Annotated in this window: 15 protein-coding genes; 8 read left to right on the top strand and 7 right to left on the bottom strand. The window is 71.5% G+C overall.

The window, feature by feature from the left end:
* The first annotated feature begins 46 nt into the window (after window positions 1–46).
* The 5 genes from ACZ7H1_RS24385 (at window position 47) to ACZ7H1_RS24365 (ending at window position 8,206) form a co-directional block, all read left to right on the top strand.
* Window positions 47–1,318: a glycosyltransferase gene (locus ACZ7H1_RS24385; RefSeq protein ID WP_470789595.1), complete on the top strand. Its 1,272-nt coding sequence runs from the start codon at window positions 47–49 to the stop codon at window positions 1,316–1,318.
* Window positions 1,315–3,030 carry an ArnT family glycosyltransferase gene (locus ACZ7H1_RS24380; RefSeq protein WP_470789594.1) on the top strand — a complete coding sequence of 572 codons (1,716 nt, stop codon included), beginning with the start codon at window positions 1,315–1,317 and terminating at the stop codon, window positions 3,028–3,030. The genes ACZ7H1_RS24385 and ACZ7H1_RS24380 overlap by 4 nt, the downstream gene beginning before the upstream one ends.
* Window positions 3,027–4,187: a glycosyltransferase gene (locus tag ACZ7H1_RS24375; RefSeq protein ID WP_470789592.1), complete on the top strand. Its 1,161-nt coding sequence runs from the start codon at window positions 3,027–3,029 to the stop codon at window positions 4,185–4,187. The genes ACZ7H1_RS24380 and ACZ7H1_RS24375 overlap by 4 nt, the downstream gene beginning before the upstream one ends.
* A 69-nt stretch (window positions 4,188–4,256) precedes the next feature.
* The gene (locus ACZ7H1_RS24370; protein WP_470789590.1) at window positions 4,257–6,659 is read left to right on the top strand and encodes a galactose oxidase-like domain-containing protein; all 2,403 of its coding nucleotides are present in this window, start codon (window positions 4,257–4,259) and stop codon (window positions 6,657–6,659) included.
* An 83-nt stretch (window positions 6,660–6,742) separates the two neighbouring features.
* Window positions 6,743–8,206, top strand: a complete 1,464-nt coding sequence (locus ACZ7H1_RS24365; RefSeq protein WP_470789588.1) for a virginiamycin B lyase family protein — start codon at window positions 6,743–6,745, stop codon at window positions 8,204–8,206.
* A 6-nt stretch (window positions 8,207–8,212) separates the two neighbouring features.
* On the opposite strand, the gene trhA is transcribed toward ACZ7H1_RS24365, so the two are convergent.
* Window positions 8,213–8,887 (bottom strand): PAQR family membrane homeostasis protein TrhA, encoded by a 675-nt coding sequence (gene trhA / locus ACZ7H1_RS24360; RefSeq protein WP_470789586.1) that lies wholly within the window; start codon window positions 8,885–8,887, stop codon window positions 8,213–8,215.
* A 230-nt stretch (window positions 8,888–9,117) separates the two neighbouring features.
* On the opposite strand from trhA, the gene ACZ7H1_RS24355 reads away from it, so the two are divergent.
* Window positions 9,118–10,983, top strand: coding sequence for a phosphoenolpyruvate carboxykinase (GTP) (locus ACZ7H1_RS24355; RefSeq protein ID WP_470789584.1), 1,866 nt, complete (start codon window positions 9,118–9,120; stop codon window positions 10,981–10,983).
* Between the two features lie 119 nt (window positions 10,984–11,102).
* Here ACZ7H1_RS24355 and ACZ7H1_RS24350 read toward each other — a convergent pair whose 3' ends face one another.
* The 4 genes from ACZ7H1_RS24350 to ACZ7H1_RS24335 are packed head-to-tail and all read right to left on the bottom strand — an operon-like array spanning window position 11,103 to window position 15,638.
* Window positions 11,103–11,705: a hypothetical protein gene (locus tag ACZ7H1_RS24350; RefSeq protein ID WP_470789582.1), complete on the bottom strand. Its 603-nt coding sequence runs from the start codon at window positions 11,703–11,705 to the stop codon at window positions 11,103–11,105.
* Entirely contained in the window at window positions 11,692–13,359 is a 1,668-nt protein-coding gene (locus ACZ7H1_RS24345; protein WP_470789580.1) for a substrate-binding and vWA domain-containing protein, read from the bottom strand. Before ACZ7H1_RS24345 ends, ACZ7H1_RS24350 begins: the two co-directional genes overlap by 14 nt.
* Window positions 13,356–14,540, bottom strand: coding sequence for a toxic anion resistance protein (locus ACZ7H1_RS24340; protein WP_470789578.1), 1,185 nt, complete (start codon window positions 14,538–14,540; stop codon window positions 13,356–13,358). The genes ACZ7H1_RS24345 and ACZ7H1_RS24340 overlap by 4 nt, the downstream gene beginning before the upstream one ends.
* A gap of 9 nt (window positions 14,541–14,549) precedes the next feature.
* Window positions 14,550–15,638 carry a hypothetical protein gene (locus tag ACZ7H1_RS24335; protein ID WP_470789576.1) on the bottom strand — a complete coding sequence of 363 codons (1,089 nt, stop codon included), beginning with the start codon at window positions 15,636–15,638 and terminating at the stop codon, window positions 14,550–14,552.
* Between the two features lie 168 nt (window positions 15,639–15,806).
* Here ACZ7H1_RS24335 and ACZ7H1_RS24330 point away from each other — a divergent pair, with 168 nt between their 5' ends.
* Window positions 15,807–16,235 (top strand): hypothetical protein, encoded by a 429-nt coding sequence (locus tag ACZ7H1_RS24330; RefSeq protein WP_470789574.1) that lies wholly within the window; start codon window positions 15,807–15,809, stop codon window positions 16,233–16,235.
* A gap of 152 nt (window positions 16,236–16,387) precedes the next feature.
* Here the strand turns inward: ACZ7H1_RS24330 and ACZ7H1_RS24325 are convergent, their stop codons facing one another.
* Window positions 16,388–16,777 (bottom strand): SCO4983 family protein, encoded by a 390-nt coding sequence (locus ACZ7H1_RS24325; RefSeq protein ID WP_470789572.1) that lies wholly within the window; start codon window positions 16,775–16,777, stop codon window positions 16,388–16,390.
* Between the two features lie 123 nt (window positions 16,778–16,900).
* Window positions 16,901–18,112, bottom strand: a complete 1,212-nt coding sequence (locus tag ACZ7H1_RS24320) for a pyridoxal phosphate-dependent aminotransferase (RefSeq protein WP_470789570.1) — start codon at window positions 18,110–18,112, stop codon at window positions 16,901–16,903.
* A gap of 434 nt (window positions 18,113–18,546) precedes the next feature.
* Here ACZ7H1_RS24320 and ACZ7H1_RS24315 point away from each other — a divergent pair, with 434 nt between their 5' ends.
* A complete protein-coding gene (locus tag ACZ7H1_RS24315) occupies window positions 18,547–19,479 on the top strand; it encodes a LysR family transcriptional regulator (protein ID WP_470789568.1) in 933 nt (310 codons plus the stop codon).
* Window positions 19,480–19,592 lie beyond the last annotated feature (113 nt).

Here is a 19,592-nt window from a genome sequence, read left to right as displayed (position 1 = left end):
AGTTGATGCCACGGCCGGGGGCCGGGGCATGTCTCATGGGGGAATTTTGTTCACCTCTGTGCTCATATCTGCTGTTTCCTTTGCGCTCTTCTGGATGGCGGCCTTCACGCTCTGGTGGCAGATGCACGCGTGGCGAACGCCGGAGACGCTGGCCGCCACGCGCTTCGACCGCCCCGACGGAGGCGGCCGTCTCTCGTTCTCGCTGCTCCTGCCGGCCCGCCACGAGCAGGCCGTCCTGGAGCACACGATCGAGCGGCTCCTCGAGTCCACCCACACCGACTACGAGATCATCGTGATCGTCGGGCACGACGACCCGGAGACGACGGCGGTCGCCGAGCGCGCAGCCGCAGGGGACCCGGCGCGCGTCCGCGTGATCGTCGACACCCACGAGGCGAAGAACAAGCCCAAGGCGCTCAACACCGCGCTCCCGCACTGCCGGGGCGACATCGTCGGCGTCTTCGACGCCGAGGACCAGGTCCACCCCGAGCTCCTCTCCCACGTCGACCACGCCTTCCGCTCCACCGGCGCCGACGTGGTCCAGGGCGGGGTCCAGCTGATCAACTTCCACTCCAGCTGGTACAGCCTGCGCAACTGCCTGGAGTACTTCTTCTGGTTCCGCTCGCGGCTGCACCTGCACGCGCAGAAAGGGTTCATCCCCCTCGGCGGCAACACCGTCTTCGTCCGCACCGGGGTGCTGCGCGAGGCCGGCGGCTGGGACCAGAACTGCCTCGCGGAGGACTGTGACCTGGGGGTGCGGCTCTCCTCCGCGGGCAAGAAGGTCGTGGTCGCGTACGACTCCGACATGGTCACCCGCGAGGAGACCCCGGGCTCCCTCGTCAGCCTGCTCAAGCAGCGCACCCGCTGGAACCAGGGCTTCCTCCAGGTCTACCGGAAGAAGGACTGGCGGCAGCTGCCCGGCCTCGGCCAGCGCTGGCTGGCCCGCTACACCCTGATGACACCGTTCATGCAGGCCGCCTCCGGCGTGATCATCCCCATCAACTGCGCCGTCGCCGTCTTCCTCGACGTGCCCGTCGGCATCGCGATCATCACGTTCCTGCCGATGGTCACCGCGATGGTCACGTTCGTCTTCGAAGTAGTCGGACTCCACGACTTCGGCCGCCAGTACGGCCTGCGGGTCCGCTTCGTGCACTACCTCAAGCTCATCGCCGGCGGCCCGTTCTACCAGGTCCTGCTGGCCGGGGCCGCGATCCGCGCGGTCTGGCGCGAGCAGCGCGGCCGCAACGAGTGGGAGCTCACCAGCCACACCGGCGCGCACCTCGCCGGCACTCACGAGATCCGAGAGGACATCCACCAGTGACCGCAACACTGCACACGGCCACTGATCCCCGGTCCCCGGCCGATCCGGCCGACACCACCACGCCCCCCGGCACCACCGCCACCGCCACCGAAACGCACCCGGAGGCACCCGCCCCGGACCGCACCCCCGGCGCACCGCCCGCGCCGCTGCGGACCCGGCTGCGCCCCGCCCGCGCCGACCTGCTGCTCTGCGGGGCCCTGCTGCTCGCCATCCTCCTCGTGCAGGGCTGGAACATCACCCGCTTCCCCGCCCTCAGCGACGACGAGGGCACCTACCTCGCCCAGGCCTGGGCCGTCCAGCAGGGCGAAGGCCTCGCGCACTACACCTACTGGTACGACCACCCGCCGCTCGGCTGGATCCAGCTCGCCGGACTGACCTGGCTGCCCTCGCTGTTCGTACCCGAGTCGATGACCGTCGCCTCGATGCGGGGCGCGATGCTCGCCGTGTCCGCGGCCAGTTCCGTCCTGCTGTACGTGCTGGGGCGCAGGCTCGGGCTGCCGCGGTGGGCCGCGGGCCTGGCCATGGCCCTGTTCGGCCTCTCACCGCTGTCGGTGGTCCTCCAGCGCGAGATCTTCCTCGACAACCTCGCCGTCATGTGGATGCTGCTGGCCTTCTGCCTGGCCGCGTCGCCGCGCCGTCACCTGTGGCACCACTTCGCCTCGGGACTCGCCGCCGCCACCGCCGTCCTCACCAAGGAGACGATGCTGGTGGTGCTCCCGGCGCTGCTCGTGACCATGTGGCGCCACAGCCACCGGGACACCCGCAAGTTCGCCGTCACCGGAGCCGTCACCGCCTGCACGCTCATCGGCCTGTCGTACCCGCTCTTCGCGCTCCTCAACGGCGAGCTGTTCCCCGGCCCCGGCCACGTCTCCCTCATCGAGGGCATCACCTACCAGATGGGCCGCGAGGGCTCCGGCTTCATCCTCGACCCCGGCTCCGGCTCCCACGGCGTCCTGCGCTCCTGGCTGTACTACGACACCGTGCTGCCGCTCGGCGGCCTCGCCGGGGCCGTCCTGCTGGCCCTCACCCACCGCTGGTCGGTCACCGCCCGCGCCCTCGCCGGCCCGGCGCTCGCCGTGGTGATCCTGGCCGTCGTGGCCATGCGCCCCTCCGGCTACCTGCCCGCGATGTACGTCATCCAGGCCCTGCCCTTCCTCGCCCTCGTCCTCGCCGGCGGGGCGGCGAGCACCGCCCACGCCGTGCTGCGCCGCCGCCGCGCGCCTGCCGGGTCCCGGGCCGCGGCCCACGGGCGCCGCGCCCTGCTCGTCGTACTCGCCGCGGCCGCCGCCGTGTACGTCCTGCCGCGCTGGTACGACGGGAACCGCACCGCGCTCACCGCCGACGCCAACCGCCCCTACCACCAGGCCGCCTCCTGGCTCGGCAGCGAGGTCCCCGACCCCGCGCGCACCCGCGTCCTCGTCGACGACGCGCTCTGGCTGGACCTCGTCCACCACGGGTACGAACCCGGACTCGGCGCGATCTGGTTCTACAAGGCCGACCTGGACCCGGCCGTCAGGACGACCCTGCCGCGCGGCTGGCAGGACATCGACTACGTGGTGTCCTCGCCCACGGTCCGCCGCGACGCCGCCGACCTGCCCAACGTCAGGGCCGCACTGGAGCATTCGACGCCGGTCGCGGTCTTCGGCACCGGGGACGACCGCATCGAGATCCGCAGGACGAACCGCCCGACCGGGGGAGCCGAGACACGATGACCGTCCATCCCGCGCCCGGACCCCTTCCCGAGCAGCTGGCCGGGGCCTGTGAGACGCCCGCCCCGGGCAGCGTCACCCTGATCATCCCCACCTTCAACGAGTCGGGGAACGTACGCGAGTTGCTGCGGCAGCTCGCCGGAGCGCTGCCCGCCCGGCTGCCCTGCGAGGTCCTGTTCGTCGACGACTCCACGGACGACACCCCGGAGGTGATCGGGAAGGCGGCGCAGGATTGCCCCTTTCCGGTGTCCGTGCTCCACCGCGAGGACGCCGAGGGCGGCCTCGGCGGCGCCGTCGTCGAGGGCGTCAAACGCGCCGCGACCGACTGGATCCTCGTCATGGACGCGGACCTCCAGCACCCGCCGCAGCTGATCCCCGAGCTCCTCGGCGAAGGCGAGCGCACCGGCGCCGAGCTCGTCGTCGCTTCCCGCTACACCAGCGGCGGCAGCCGCGCCGGGCTCGCCGGGAACTACCGGATCGCCGTCTCCCGCGCCGCCACCTGGCTGACCAAGGGCCTCTTCCCGCGCGCGCTGCGCGGCGTCAGCGACCCCATGAGCGGCTTCTTCGCGATGCGCCGATCCGTCGTCACCGCCGACGTGCTCAAGCCCCTCGGCTACAAGATCCTGCTGGAGCTGGCGGTGCGCTGCCGCCCCGCGCGGACCGCCGAGGTGCCGTTCGTCTTCCAGGAGCGCTTCGCCGGCGAGTCCAAGTCGACCGCCCGGGAGGGGATGCGCTTCCTGGCGCACCTGGCGGCGCTGCGCACCGCAGGCCGGCCCGCCCGGATGATCGGCTTCGGGCTGATCGGGCTCAGCGGTTTCGTCCCGAACCTGGCCGCGCTGTGGCTGCTCACCCGGGCCGGAATGCACTACCTGCCGGCCGAGATCGCCGCCAACCAGCTCGGAGTGGCGTGGAACTTCCTCCTCATCGAGGTACTCCTGTTCCGGGACCGGCGGCGCCACCGCCACTGGGCCGACCGGATCGGCCGGTTCGCCCTGCTCGCCAACGCCGATCTGCTGCTGCGCATCCCGCTGATCGCCCTGCTCGTGGGCAGGTTCGGGCTGTCCGTACTGCCCGCGACCGCGATCGCGCTGGTCACGACGTTCGTGCTGCGGTTCGCGGCCACCGAGGCGCTGGTGTACCTGCCGCGCCGCAGGCGCTGAAAGGAGGACCGGGACCGGACGACCAAGCACGGCGAACGAACGACACCGCAAGGCCGGAAGGGGACGACCATGCCCAAAAGGAGGACGGCGGCCCTGCTCGCCGTCGCAGCGATGGCGGCGGGCCTGCTGCTCACCGCCCCGCAGCAGGCGACCGCGGGGCCGCCCAACCTGCTCAGCAATCCCGGATTCGAGACCGCCGGCGCGGCCGGTTCCGACATGCCGTCCTGCTGGTCGAAGTCCGGCTGGGGCGACAACGACTTCGGCTTCGCGACGGTCGCGGACGCCCGTACGGGGACCAAGGCCATGCGGGTCTCGCTGACCCGGCGGGTCTCCGGCGACCGCAAGGCCCTGGTGACCGAGAACGCCGCCTGCGCGCCCGCGGTCACGCCGGGCCGGCAGTACGACCTGTCCGCCTGGTACAAGTCCACCACCCCGGACGTGTCGGTGACGGTGTTCCGGCGCGACACCACGGGCGGCTGGCAGTACTGGACGGACCTGACGAGTCCGCCGGTCAGCGCGGCCTGGGCGCGTACGGAGGTCCGCACGCCCGCGGTGCCGCCGGGCACCGACCGGATCGCCTGGGGCCTCTCGGTGTACGGAGTCGGCACGCTCACCACGGACGACTACGCGATGGAGGAGGTCGGCGCGCCGCCGCCGGAGCCGGTGTGCACCGGCACGCCGCAGGAGTGCGCCAAGGGCCGGTGGGACGTCATTCCCGCGAAGAACCCGACCCGCTCGATGCACGCCGTCGTCCTCAGGAACGGCAAGGTGCTGCTGATCGCGGGCTCGGGAAACGACATCGCGCAGTTCAACGCGGGCACCTTCACCTCGGCGGTGTACGACCCCGCCAACGGCACGTTCAAGACGATCCCGACGCCCGTGGACATGTTCTGCTCGGGCCACGTGCAGCTGTCCGACGGCCGGGTGCTGGTGATGAGCGGCAACAAGGGCTATCCGTCGGCGGACGGGACGATCGGCTACCAGGGCCTGAAGGACTCGTACGTCTTCGACCCGGCCACCGAGGCGTACACCAGGACCAACGACATGAACGGCGGCCACTGGTACCCGTCGGCGACCGTCCTCGGCAACGGTGACGTGATCTCCTTCGGCGGTCTGAAGGAGGACTCGACGGGCAACGTCACGGCGGAGAAGTTCTCGGCCGCGCAGGGCCGCTGGCTCCCGATGAACGAGGTCAACCAGACCTGGTCGTACTGGGGCCTGTACCCGTCGATGATCCTCATGCAGGACGGCCGCCTCTTCTACTCGGGCAGCCACACCTTCGGCAACGGCACCCCGGGCTCGGGCGCGTCGGTCTACGACTACGCGGCCAACACCATCACCGACGTGCCGGGCCTGAGGAAGAAGGACGAGCGCGACGAGTCGGCGAGCGTGCTGCTGCCCCCGGCGCAGGACCAGCGGGTGCTGACCGTCGGCGGCGGCAACAACGAGACCAATCCGGCGGCGAACCGGCTGACGGACATCATCGACCTGAAGCGGCCGAGCCCCGCCTACACGGCCGGCCCGGACCTCCCGCTCGGCCTGGTCGACCAGGGTGCGGGCAAGCGGCCGCAGACCGGCGCCGAAGGCAAGATGTACGTGTCGGCGGTACTGCTGCCCGACGGGAAGGTGCTGGAGACGGGCGGCGGGCTCCACGACCGGGCCGACCCGGTGTTCGAGGCGTCGTTCTTCGACCCGGCGACCGACACCTACCAGGCCGGGCTGCCGGCCGACCCGATCCCGCGGACGTACCACTCGGCGGCCTTCCTGATGCCCGACGGCCGGGTGATGACGGTCGGCGACAACCCCGGTAACGGCACCTACAACCACAACGTGTCCCTGTACAGCCCGCCGTACCTCTTCAAGGGCCCCCGCCCGAAGATCACCTCGCTGATCGACACCCAGTGGACGTACGGCGACACCCAGCGGATCACCGTCGACCGGCCGATCGCGAAGGCGGAGCTGATCCGGCCGGCGGCGGTCACGCACTCTTCCGACCCCAACCAGCGGTTCGTGGACCTGCCGCTGACCGTCGACGGCAACAACGTCGACCTCAACGTCACCAGCAACCCGAACCTGGCCCCGCCCGGCTGGTACATGCTCTTCGCGGTCGACGCCAACGGCGTCCCCTCGATCGCCAGCTGGGTGCGCCTCGGCGGGCCCGCCGCCCTGTCGGCGGCCGCGGACCGCGCCCCCGCCCCGCACGTGCACACGTTCGCGGACGAGCTCGGCGCCCCGAAGAAGAACCCGGCCAAGCGCGCCTCGGTCCCCGTGGACCCGCGGATAGCGGGCTGCGACCGGCACTACGGCACGGTCAACCACTGCGTCCCGACGGCGTTCCCCAAGGAGGTCCGCGCGACGACCAGGGCCCGCTGCGACTGGCTGGCCGCCCACCGCTACCCGAAGCGGATGAAGGTCCACGGCAGCGATCCGCTGCGCCTCGACCCGGACCGCGACGGCTACGCCTGCCGGTAGCCGCTCCTTCCTCCGGGGGAGAGAACCCGTTTGACGGCCCGTCGTCCCGCAGGGGAGGGCGGGCCGTCCTCCACGCTGGGCGCATGCCCCAGACCGCCTCGCCTTCCCCGATCCCGACTCCGTCCGTGTCCACGGCCTCGTCCCCGAACCCGGCCCCGGCCCGCGCGCCGCGCCACCGCCGGCCGCCGCGCGGCCGCCGCCTGGCCGTGCTGCTGGCCTGCGGTCTCCTCGGCCTTCCCGCCCTCACCGGCCACGCCCAGGCCGCCGTCGGGGACATCCGGGAGTTCCCCCTCCTCTCGGACCTGAGCCCGGTCGGCATCACCGCGGGCCCCGACGGCGCCATGTGGTTCACCGAGCAGTCGCCGGTGGGCGTCGACGACAACAAGATCGGGAGGATCGCACCCGACGGGACCATCACCCGGTACGCACTGCCCGCACCGGAGCGGTTCCCCGACGACATCGCCGCCGGATCCGACGGCAACCTGTGGTTCACGCAGTCCGGCGCGGACCGGATCGCGCGCATGGACCCGGACGACGGCTCCGTCACCGATTTCGCGCTGCCCCAGGCCGGCAGCTATCCGATGGGCATCACCGGCGGGCCGGACGGCAACGTGTGGTTCGTCGAGAACGGCGCCAACAAGATCGGGCGGATCGACCCGGACGACGGGGCCCTCACCGAGTTCCTGCTGCCCGAGCCGAACACCTTCCCGTACCGGATCGCGAACGGCCCGGACGGGAACCTGTGGTTCACCGAGCAGGGCTACAACAAGATCGGACGGATCACCCCGTACGGCAAGGTCACGCAGTTCCCGCTGGACGACCTCGAGAGCGCCCCCGTCAACATCACCGCCGGCCCGGACGGCAAGGTCTGGTTCACCGACCCCGGCCTCAACGCGATCGGCCGGCTCGACCCCCATGACGGCACGGTCGAGGAGTTCCCGCTGTCCACGCCCGGCAGCGGCCCCGTGGGCATCGCGGCGGGACCGGACGGCAACCTCTGGTTCGCGGAGTCGAACATCAACAAGATCGGACGGATCACCCCGTCCGGCTCCCTCGCGCAGTTCTCCATCCCCACGCCGAACGTGAACAACAGCCCGTTCCACATCGCCCCGGGGCCGGACGGCAACATGTGGTTCACGGAGCTCATCGGCAACAGGATCGGGCGCGTCGAGGTCGGCAAGCCCGCCGCGGACGTGGGCGTCACGCTCAGCGCACCCGAAACCGCCCGCACCAAGGGGACGTACACCTACACGGTGACGGTCACCAACCACGGCCTGTCCCCGGCGAACGGCGTGACCGTGAAGCTGCGCAGGCCCCCGTTCGTGCGGGTCGTCTCCACCCGGCCGCGCGTCGAGCGCTCCACTCCGACCGGGCTGACCTGGAAGGCGGGCAAGCTGGCCGCCGGGGAGCAGCGCAGTTTCCGCGTCACCGTACGGGCCGCCCGCCCGGCCGAGGTCAGGGCGACGGCCAGGGTCTCCGCGGCCACCTTCGACCCGAACACGGGGAACAATGCGGTCGCCGGGGAGACCCGGGTCTCCCGGGGCTGACGACTCCTACGCGTGCCGGTAGGCGGCCAGCGAGATCCCCACGTAGTGGGCCACGAACGCCGCCAGCGTCAGCGAGTGGAACACCTCGTGGAAACCGAAGAAGCGCGGGGAGGGGTCGGGACGCTTCATCCCGTAGATGACCCCTCCCACGCTGTACAGCAGCCCTCCGACGATCACGAGGACGAGCACCGCGATGCCGCCCGTGCGCAGGAAGTCGGGGAGGAAGAAGACCGCCGCCCAGCCCATGGCGATGTAGCAGGGCGTATAGAGCCAGCGCGGGGCGCCGACCCAGAACACGCGGAAGGCGATCCCCGCCGCGGCCGCGATCCAGACCGCCCACAGGAGCGTCCGTCCGGTGGAGGGCGGGAGGAGCAGGACGGTCAGCGGGGTGTACGTCCCGGCGATGATCAGGAAGATGTTGGCGTGGTCGAGCCGCCGCAGCACCGCCTCGCCGCGCGGCCCCCAGGTGCCCCGGTGGTAGACCGCGCTCACCCCGAAGAGCAGGCAGGCCGTGAGGACGTACACCCCGCAGGCGACCCGGGCCCGCGTCGAATCGGTGAACGCCATCAGGGCCAGGCCCGCGACCACGACCGCGGGAAACATCCCGGCATGCAGCCAGCCGCGCATCAGCGGCTTGACGGGCACCGCGGCCGTCGGCGCGGCGGAGGCATCAGAAGTCATGCCGCACATGCTACCTACGGGTCCGTAGGTTTTCGGCTGCGCGCCGATCGTCCTCTTTACGGAAGATTGACGCGAGTGGCGATGCTCACGTGAGAGGCCCCCTGGACATATGCGCACACGCACCGGATGATCAGATGAGTGCGGTCGACACCGGATGAGCGGAGCGCGAAGCATCCGGGTCGCAGCCCCCAAGGGGCATACATCAAAAAACCCCTCTTCAAGGAGCAATCGTGGCGCGCGACAACGCGGCTCCCACCACCGTCCCGACGAACCACAAGGAGCTCGTCTCCTGGGTGAACGAGATCGCAGCGATCACCCAGCCCGACCGCATCGTCTGGTGCGACGGATCCGAGGCCGAGTACGAGCGCCTGTGCGAAGAGCTCGTCGAGAAGGGCACCTTCAAGAAGCTCGACCCGGCCAAGCGCCCGAACTCCTACTACGCCGCCTCCGACCCGACCGACGTCGCGCGCGTCGAGGACCGGACCTTCATCTGCTCCGAGAAGGAGGAGGACGCGGGCCCGACCAACCACTGGAAGGCCCCTTCCGAGATGAAGGAGCTCTTCATCGGCGAGGCGGGCGAGACGGCGGGCACCTCCCAGGCCGAAGGCTCTGGGGGAATCTTCCGCGGCTCCATGAAGGGCCGGACGATGTACGTCGTCCCGTTCTGCATGGGCCCCCTCGGCTCCGAGCTCTCCGCGATCGGCGTCGAGATCACCGACTCCGCCTACGTCGCCGTCGCGATGCGCACCATGACCCGCATGGGACAGCCGGTCCTGGACGAGCTCGGCACCGACGGCTTCTTCGTCAAGGCGGTCCACACCCTTGGCGCTCCGCTCGCCGAGGGCGAGGCCGACGTGCCGTGGCCCTGCAACACCACCAAGTACATCTCGCACTTCCCGGAGACCCGCGAGATCTGGTCCTTCGGCTCCGGCTACGGCGGCAACGCCCTGCTCGGCAAGAAGTGCTACGCCCTGCGCATCGCCTCCGTCATGGCCCGCGACGAGGGCTGGCTCGCCGAGCACATGCTGATCCTCAAGCTCACCCCGCCGCAGGGTGAGGCCAAGTACGTTGCCGCCGCCTTCCCGTCCGCCTGTGGCAAGACCAACCTCGCCATGCTGGAGCCCACGATCTCCGGCTGGACGGTCGAGACCATCGGCGACGACATCGCCTGGATGCGCTTCGGCGAGGACGGCCGCCTCTACGCGATCAACCCCGAGGCCGGCTTCTTCGGCGTCGCCCCCGGCACCGGCGAGCACACCAACGCCAACGCCATGAAGACGATGTACGCGAACACCGTCTTCACCAACGTCGCGCTCACCCCCGACGGCAGTGACGTCTGGTGGGAGGGCATGACCGAAGAGGCCCCCGCCCACCTCATCGACTGGAAGGGCAACGCCTGGACCCCGGAGTCCGAGACCCCGGCGGCCCACCCCAACGCCCGCTTCGCCGTCCCGGCGTCGCAGTGCCCGACGATCGCCCCCGAGTGGGAGGACCCCAAGGGCGTCCCGGTCTCCGCGATCCTCTTCGGCGGCCGCCGCGCCTCCGCCGTCCCCCTGGTCACCGAGTCCTTCGACTGGAACCACGGCGTCTTCATCGGCTCGAACATCGCCTCCGAGAAGACCGCCGCCGCCGAGGGCAAGGTCGGCGAGCTGCGCCGCGACCCCTTCGCCATGCTGCCGTTCTGCGGCTACAACATGGGCGACTACATGGGCCACTGGGTCGACGTCGCCAAGGGCAAGGACCAGTCCAAGCTCCCGAAGATCTACTACGTGAACTGGTTCCGCAAGAACGACGCGGGCAAGTTCGTGTGGCCCGGCTTCGGCGAGAACAGCCGCGTCCTGAAGTGGATCGTCGAGCGCCTCGACGGCAAGGCCGAGGGCGTCGAGACCCCCATCGGCATCCTGCCGACCGCCGCGTCCCTGGACACCGACGGCCTGGACCTCCCGGCCGAGGACCTGGACTTCCTCCTGACCGTCGACAAGGAGGTCTGGCGCGAGGAGGCCTCCCTGGTCCCCGAGCACCTGAACACCTACGGCGACCACACTCCGAAGGAGCTGTGGGACCAGTACCACGCCCTGGTCGAGCGCCTCGGCTGAGCCAGACCGCGCCCTGAACCAGGGCCAATGAACGTGGGAGCCCCCGACCAAGCGGCCCCCACCGCTGTGGGAGCCCCCGACCAAGCGGTTCCCACCGCAGCACCGGCTCGTCTGGTCTGTCAGGAGCGTCCGCGCTCTTCCAGATAGGTCGTGTGCGTCTGCTGACGGCGGGCCTCTGCTTCGCGGAGGTCCGCCGTCAGGCGTTCCGCCTCGTCGAACAGCACGCTCAGCTGCCGTTCGAGATGCCGCTCCGGAGACTCCGTGCCCGGCTGGAGCCGGTTCCACCAGCGGGTCCGGTTGTACGTGTCCACGCACTCCGGGACGTCCTGCCGGACCGCCCGCGACAGCGCGTGCACCGACTCCGGGTCGGTCGCGAGCACGTCCGCGACCCACCCCGGATCGAGCAGCGCCCCGTACAGGCCCAGCAGTTCGGTCAGCTTGCCGCCGGCGGCCGGTGGCAGCTCCACCTCGCCGAGGTACTCCTGCAGCCGTGCGAAGTCCTCCCGCAGCGCGCCGAGCTGCTCGCGCGGGTCGAAGTCCGGCGGGGGGACCCGCTCCGGCGGCGCGATCAGCGCGCCCGCGCCGTACAGCCCGGCCACCACCACCGGCCAGTACGGTCCGGCCACGCCCGCGAGGGTCAGCCCGACACCCACCACCCCGCAGGCACTGCCGGTGAGGTTCTTCTTCGACTCCAGGTATCTGAGCGCTCTACTGGTAGCCACGGATCTCCTCGAAGGCTCCGTCCAGGGAGCTGTCGCCCCCGGTCGCGTCGAACAGCCGGCCGCCGGTCAGTTCGGCGATGTGCGCGAGCTCCTTGCGGTCCGAGTCGCCGAACACCACCGCGAAGACGGGCGTGGCCCGCTGCGCGGCCGGCAGCCCGGCGAAGAAGGAGTCGAAGTGCCCGGCGTCGACACCCTCGGTGTTCTCGCCGTCGGTCATCAGCACGATCGAGGTGAAGGCGTCGCCCCCGCCCCCGCCCTTGCCGAGGTGTCCGTACGCCGCTTCCAGACTGCTGTAGACGGCCGTGCCGCCCTCCGGAGTCAGCGATTTCACGTCCTTGCGGATGTCGTCCAGCGCCTCGTCGACCTGCCCCGGCCGCACCTGGTGCGTGCGTACCCGCTTCACCTCCGACCCGAAGGACAGCAGGGTCACCTCCTCGCGGTCCCGGAAGCGGTGGCCGGGCGCGGAGTCCCCGGTGCCGGTCAGCTCCGACAGGGCGTCCCGCAGCCGGCCGATCCGGTTCTCCTCCTCCATGGACCCGGAGGTGTCGAGGACGTACACCGTGCGCGAGGGGCGGCGCAGTTCGTTCTCGTACGACGCCAGCAGCCCGTCGGCGACCGTACGGGTGCCGGGGAAGGGCAGCTCCCGCCGCTTGTCGGCGGCCAGGCCCGCGGCCGGGGTCACGCCGGGCGTCACCGGCCGCCGGAAGGTCCGGTCGGAGATCGTCTTCTGGACCTCGGCGCTGCGCAGGTACGCGGTCAGCGCCCGGCCCGACTCGCGCGCCCCGGCGGGGGAGGAGGCCAGCATGGTCAGCGGGTAGTCGGCGGTGACCACGCCGTCGCGCGGCCGGATCACCGTCAGGGCGTCCTTGCCGGCCCCGGACGTCTCGCGGTTCATGGAGAGCAGGACGGACTCGTAGTTGACCAGCGCGTCGACGTCCCCGCGGCGGGCGTACGCGGACGCCAGCCAGCCGGAGGACCCGGAGGTCAGCTTCTGGCCGGTGAAGAACTCCTTGAGCTGCGGGGAGGCCTTGCGCACGTCCGCGTCGGTGAGCGCGGCCTGCGCACCGGAGAGCCCGGAGGCCACCGAGACCAGGGCGGAGAAGCCGGAGTTGGAGCGGACGGGATCGGTCATGCCGTACGTCAGCTTCCCGCCGGTGACGGCCCGGTGGACCGCCGACCAGGTGACCTCCCCGGGCTTCCAGCCGAGCCGGGCGACGGCCGCGGGCTTGATGCCGAGGGCGACCGGCGAGGACATCACCGGGGTTTCGGAGGCGAGCTTCCCGGCGGCCTCGGGGCGCAGCCGGAGGTAGTCGTTCGAGGAGAGCCAGACGGCGTCGTAGCGGCCGCCGGCCTTGCCGGAGGCCACCTGCTCGACGGCGTCGAGGGTGCCGGACCAGGTCAGCCGGACGTTGACGCCGGTGGCCTCGCGGGCCTGCTCCAGGACCGGTTCCATGTCGGCCAGTTCGCTGGAGGCCAGGACCCGCAGGGTGCCCGGCTTGTACGCCGTCTCCTTGGGGTCGTCGGGGGCGTCCTCCGCGGTGCAGGCCGCGGCGGCCATGAAGAGCCCGGAGGCCAGGACGAGGGCGAGCAGCTGGTGGCTGCCGTAGCGCTCGCGCCGCAGCCCGAAGCGCCGGGAAGCCGTACGGTGCGTCATCCGTTGCCCCCTTCGAGGACGCCGGCGCTGCGGGTGCGGGCGAGGTACGCGGAGGCTGCCTGGAGTTCGCCGGTCAGCGACTCGACGGTGGCGGCCATGGACTCGGTGGCCTGGACCTTGAAGGTGTCGATGGCGTCGAGGGTCTGGTAGATCTGGGCGAACGCCGTGCGCAGGGTCTCCGCGCCGACGGCCGGGTCGGCGGCGATGCGCTGGATCTCGCCGCTCTGGGTGGCGAGCATCTCGGCGTTCCCGCGGATCAGGTCCTCGGTGGTGTTGCGGAGCGTGTTGACCTGCTCGACCACCTTGCGCTGGTTGTCGAGGGCGGACGCCAGCATCACGGCGATGCGCAGGGCCGAGACGGTGGTGGTCGCGGCGCGCTCGACGCCCTTGATCAGCTCGTCGTTGTTGCGGCGTACGACGTCCATGGCCAGATAGCCCTGGGCGCACACGGCGAGCTGCGTCAGCAGGTCCTGGTGCTTCTGCCGGACGGGGAAGAGCACGTCGGCGCGCAGGGCGTCGGCCTGGGCGGGGTCGAGGAGCTCGGTCTCGCCGATGCGCTGCTCGACGGCCGTGTCGAGGGCCTCGGTGAGGACCGCGTACTCCTGGAGCTTGCCCATGGTCTCCCAGAGGCGGGCCCGTTCGGTGTGCAGGGCGGCGTTGTCGCGGCGCAGTTCGTCCTGGCCGCCGCGCAGGGAGCCCACGATCTTGTTGAGGGTGGCCTGCGACGAGGCGTACTTGGCGACGTGGTCGCGGAATTTGTTGCCGCCGGGGAGCTTGGCCAGGAGGCGGCGGGCGCCCTTGCCGGGGGTGTCGCGCGGGTCGAGGTCCTCGACCGTGCGGCGCAGTTCGACGAGGGAGTTCGCGACGCGGCCCTGGGCGTCGCCGCCGTCGGTGCCGAGGGAGCGCACGGCCCGGTCCAGCATGCGGTTGGACTGCTGGGCGGCGGTGCGGATGTCGCCGGAGCCGAGTCCGGTGATCTCGCCGATGCGGGTCGCGAACTCCGGGGAGCGGGCGTCGAGTCCGGCGAGGGCCCCGACGTACTCCCCGGCGCGCCGGGCCATTTCCTCGTGGACGCCGTCGCCGAGCGGGACGAGTCCGGCGGCCTGCTCCCTGCGGACGGCGGGCACGGGCTCGGGGGCGGTGAGGACGAGGGGCTGGGACTGGTCGTCTGCTGTGGTCATGGTGTGTCCTCAGCTCTTTCCCTTGGCCCGCTGGGCGAGCGCTTGCAGGACCGGGAGGGTCGGTGCGGACACCTGACGGATTCCGGCCAGCTTCTGGTTGAGGTGGGCGGTGTGCGGGGCGGTGGCGGTGACGAACTCGGACAGGGCGCCCTGGGGGCGGAACCCGTGCCGTACGGCCAGCTCGCGCAGCTTCTTGTCGGTGCTGAGCAGCTCTCCGAGGCCCTTGGCCCCGTCGCTCAGCGGGACCAGGGTGTGGTCGCTGTTGACGGTGGTGTCGGGGTAGAGGACGACGAGGTCGCCGGGGTCCTGCTGCTGGAGCAGGAGGGCGGCGACCTGGGACTCGTAGACGAGGATCAGGGGGTCGCCGGCGCCGCTGATGAAGTCGCGGAAGGGCTCGTCGGTGCTGGGCGCGAGGGCTCCCTGCACGGAGAAGAGCTTGTGGAGCAGCGGGGCGGTGGCACCGATGCCCCGGTCGTCGGAGACGACCTTGCTGCCGTTGGCGACGTTGGAGGTGGCGGCGAGCCACAGGGCGCCGGAGTTCGAGCTCGTGGGATCGGTCGTCTTGACGAAGACCGTCCCGGTGAGCTCGGCGTGCGCGGCGGATCCCCTGAGCTGCTGCCAGGTGCGGTCCTGGCCGGCGGCCTTGAGGTACTCGCCCATGCGCAGGGTGCCGGTGTTCTTGCCGGTCAGCCGCACGAGTCCGTTGTCGGCGAGGACCTTGGCGGCGTTGCCGCGGGTCACGACGACGAGGGGCGAGTAGAAGGGCCGGGCGGCCTGAGCCCCCTTGAGCCCCGCCTTGGCGAGGATCCCCTTGGCGGGCTCGCTGCTGCTGGGGAAGGCGAAGTCGTACTCTCCGAGCGGGAGCTGGTCCATCGCCCACGAGCCGGACGTCTCCGTCTTGACGGTGTAGCCCCCGGCAGCGAGGGCCTTCACCACGTCGGGGTCGTTGAAGAACTCGCTCTTCTCCGACCCGATCACTCCGCGGACGGTCTTCGTTGCCGTTCCGCCCAGGCCCTGACCTCCGCGACCTGCGATGACGGCAACTGCCACGCCGCCGATCAGCAGGATCGCCAGGGCGATACCCACGATGCGTTTCACGTGGGCAGCGTGCTCGCGGAAACCCACATTCCAGGCGGAGTTGAATGAACGTCAGGTGACGAAGCGGTCCCTATTCCGAAGCGTGCCGGTGACGCTGTGGGCGTCGGTGCCGGGAGGCGAGCGGTGGGGGTCGGGTGTCGGGTGGCGGTGGCTGGGAATGATCGGTTCATGTCGTACGACAGACCCGGTGCTCGGCCGGGCGAATGGCGGGGGTGGCAGGTCGCCCTCGTGCTGGTGGCGGCCCTGCTGGTGTTCGCCCCGTTCATGCTCTATTCGTGGGCGGCCATCGGGCCGCCCGAACCGGCGCCCGCCCCGCCGCCGCCGGTGGCGGGGGACGTCACGCTCACCGGATGCCGGGTGGAGGCGGCGACGCGGCGGGTGGTCGCGGACATACGGATCACGAGCCGGCGGGAGGGGCCGGTGAACTACGTGGTCACGGTGGAGTTCCGGCGCGCGGAAGGACTGCCGGGCGACCGCTTCCAGGGCGCGGCGGTGGCGCTGTCCCCGGGTGCGACGGCCTCGGCGGAGGTGGAGGGTCCGGTGTGGCCGGCGGCCGTCGTGCCGTGGTGCGGAATCCGTACGGTCGACGTGGCCTGAGGGGCGTGGCCTCGGGGCGTGGCCTGTGGGAACGGTCTGCGGGGACGACCTGTGGGAACGGTCTGCGGGGACGGCCTGAGGGGACGGCCTGTGGGAACGGGAAGCAGCATGGCTCCCGGTCCGAGGCCTCCGCGGCCCCGGACCGGGGCCGTCTAGGAGGCCGCGGCGAGACTCAGTGCGGCGGCGTGGGCGTCCATGCGCTCGGCGGTGAGGATCGCCACCGCGGTATCGGCGCGCGAGGCGGCGACGAGCAGGGCGCGGGCGGCGAGGTCGTGGGCGCGGCGGTGCAGGGTTCCGGCGTCGTCGTGGCTGCGCGCGGCGTGCCGCGCGGGCGGGGCGCCGCGCAGCCGGGCGACCTGCCGGGCGATGGCCTCGGCGGCGTCGTCGAGGCCGAGCTCGTCGGTGACGGCGAGCAGGGCGGCCAGGTGGCCGGCGAGCTGGATGTCCAGCTCCTCGCCCCGGCTGCGGTGCGGGAAGTCGGCGGAGTGGTCGGTGCGGCCGGCCATGCGGTGGACCGACTTGGTGCGGCTCGGCTCGTACATGGGGATGGCCTCCTGCGTGGTCAGGAGACCATCCTACCTTGGATTGGTTCTAAAGTAGAGCTGGGTCCAAAATGTGGCGCGTCCCTGCTCGTCGGCCGGGGGCTGGGGCTTTGGCGACGCGACCTACGGCTGGCTGTAGCCGTCGAGGAAGTTGCCGATCCGGGTGACCGCGTCCGAGAGGTCCTTCGCGTTGGGCAGGGTCACGATCCGGAAGTGGTCGGGCTCGGTCCAGTTGAAGCCCGTGCCGTGCACCACCATGATCTTCTCGGCGCGCAGCAGGTCGAGCACCATCTGCCGGTCGTCCTTGATCTTGTAGACGGCCGGGTCGAGCTTCGGGAAGAGGTAGAGCGCGCCCTTGGGCTTCACGCAGCTGACGCCGGGGATCTGCGTGAGCAGGTCGTACGCCGTGTCGCGCTGCTCCAGCAGCCTGCCGCCGGGCAGTAGCAGGTCCTCGATGGACTGGCGGCCGCCCAGTGCGGTGGCGACGGCGTGCTGCGAGGGCATGTTGGCGCACAGCCGCATGTTGGCGAGGATCGTCAGGCCCTCGATGTACGAGGCGGCGTGCTTCTTGGGGCCGCAGACCGCCATCCAGCCGGAGCGGTAGCCGGCGACGCGGTAGTTCTTGGACAGCCCGTTGAAGGTCAGCGTCAGGAGGTCCGGCGCGATGACGGCGGTGTTCGTGTGCGTGGTGCCGTCGTAGAGGATCCGGTCGTAGATCTCGTCGGAGCAGACGACGAGGTTGTGGCGGCGGGCGATGTCCGTCAGCCCGCGCAGCATCTCGTCGTCGTACACCGCACCCGTGGGGTTGTTCGGGTTGATGATCACGATGGCGCGGGTGCGGTCGGTGACCTTGCGCTCGATGTCGGCGAGGTCGGGCATCCAGTCGGACTGCTCGTCGCACCGGTAGTGCACGGCGGTGCCGCCGGCGAGGCTCACGGAGGCCGTCCACAGCGGGTAGTCCGGCGCGGGGACGAGGACCTCGTCGCCGTCGTCCAGCAGCGCCTGCATGGACATCTGGATCAGCTCGGAGACGCCGTTGCCGAGGTAGATGTCCTCGACGTCCAGGTCGATGCCCTTGGTCTGGTAGTGCTGCATGACCGCGCGCCGCGCGGAGAGCAGCCCCTTCGCGTCCCCGTAGCCGTGGGCGCTGCCCAGGTTGCGGAGCATGTCCTCGAGGATCTCGGGCGGGCAGTCGAAACCGAACGCTGCCGGGTTGCCCGTGTTCAGCTTGAGGATGCGATGACCTGCTGCTTCGAGCCGCATGGCCTCTTCGAGCACGGGGCCGCGGATCTCGTAGCAGACATTGGCGAGCTTCGTTGACTGGATCACCTGCATGACGGGAGCTTACGGGTCCGCGCCTGTGCGCGGCTCGTCTTTTGCCGGAGCCCCTGCCGGTCGAAATGCCCCGTTTCGCGCGATCCCAGGCCCTGCCTGCCCGCGCCCCTTGGAAACCCCTGCCCGCCTCGCCCCGCCACCTGCGGAATCCGTAGCGGGGTGGGGTGGTGCGTCGCCGGGTGTTGCGCTCGTCACTCGGGTGGGTGGGTGGGTGGGTGGGGATGGGGGATGGGGGGTGGAGGGTGGAGGAGGTGGCTGTCGAGGTCTCGCAGGCTGGCGAACTCGGACGTGTCCGGGACGCCCCCTGTCGGACGCCGAGGTGGTGATCGCCTCCCGCTGTGACCGGGCGGGCCGCTGGGGTGGACCGGTGATCACGCGGTCTTCGGCCCGCACAGGCATAGCGCTGGGGCGGTGGTCTGGACCAAGCTCTGAGTATGGACTTGGAGTTGAGGCACCTCAAGACGATCCGGGCCATCGCCGACGCCGGCTCCCTGACCAGGGCGGCCACCGCGCTCGGCCTGGCCCAGCCGGCGCTGAGCGCGCAGCTGAAGCGGATCGAGCGCGCCCTGGGCGGCACGCTGTTCGAGCGCGGCCGGGACGGGGTACGGGCGACCGCCCTCGGCGAACTGGTCCTGGACCGGGCGCGGGTGGTGCTGCCCGCGGTGTGCGAGCTGCAGGAGGAAGCCGTACGGTTCGCGGCCGGCGGGGGCGGTGCCGCGGCGGCCGGGTACCGGCTGGGCGGCACCCACGGCCCGCTGCTCGGCGGCCTCGTCGACCGGCTCGCCGCCGCGGACCCGGGCGCACCGGTGACGACGTACACGTCGTGGTCGGAGCGCGAGATCGCGGGCGCGGTGGGGGAGGGGCGGCTCGACTTCGCGCTGGTGGGGGTGTGCGGGGAGAGCGCGCCGCCGGAGGCGGGCCGGCTGGCGTGGGTGGAGGTCGCGCGGGACCCGGTGTACGTGATGCTCGCCGCCGACCACCCGCTGGCGCCGCGGGCGGAGATCGAGCTGGCGGAACTGGCGGCGGAGGCGTGGACCGACGTACCGGGGGACGGGTGCTTCGGGGACTGCTTCGCGGCGGCGTGCGTACGGGCGGGCTTCACCCCGGCGTGCGTGTACGAGACGGACACGGCCTCGTGCGTGCACCTGGTGCAGGTGGGACGGGCGGTGGGCCTGTGCCGGGCGAGCTTCCCGGCGACCCCGGGCCTGGTGACCCGCCCGCTCAGCGGGGCACCCCTGGTCTGGCGCCACCTGGTCGGCTGGCACCCCTCGGCCGCGGCCGCCACCCGCGCCGGCCGCGTGGTGTCGTTCGCCCGCGAGGCCCACCGCGGCGCGGTCGCGCGGAGCGCGGCACGGGTGGATGCGTAGGGGGGTGGGTTGGGGGGAGGGTGATGGGGGCGGGTTTGCGGTGGGTCGGGGTGGCGGGGTTCTCCGTGGTCTGCCCGCATGTCTGAGTGTCCGTCCGTGCCGGGCCGTGCCCT

It is taken from the genome of Streptomyces sp. NPDC037401, from assembly GCF_055602345.1.
This window is presented reverse-complemented; position numbering and strand designations above follow the sequence as displayed.